This is a genomic window from Shewanella sp. ALD9 (assembly GCF_002836315.1).
GTDB lineage: Bacteria > Pseudomonadota > Gammaproteobacteria > Enterobacterales > Shewanellaceae > Shewanella.
Genome location: NZ_PJCD01000031.1, coordinates 1 through 291, shown reverse-complemented (window position 1 = coordinate 291; position 291 = coordinate 1). Strand labels below are relative to the sequence as shown.

1 protein-coding gene is annotated in these 291 nt (G+C 40.5%); it reads left to right on the top strand.

From position 1 onward, the window contains the following. Positions 1-291, top strand: a 291-nt coding sequence (locus CXF88_RS14420) for a transposase (RefSeq protein WP_157822808.1), incomplete at both ends; no start/stop codon positions are given.

The window sequence follows — 291 nt, the reverse complement described above, 5'->3', positions numbered from 1 at the left end:
AGTAATGAAGACTCAACCAACTTACTCAACAGAATTTAGAATAGATACCGCTAACCTTGTGATTAAACAAGGTTACACCATCCGAGAAGCTTGTGAAGCAACCGGCGTAGGCCCGACAGCGATTAGACGTTGGGTAACTCAGCTAAGACAAGAATTTGAAGGTATTACTCCATCAGCTAATGCCATCACTCCCGAACAAAAACGAATTCAAGAGCTTGAAGCGCAAATTAAGAAAATTGAATGGGAGAAAGATATCTTAAAAAAGGCTACCGCTCTCTTAATGCAAGACAA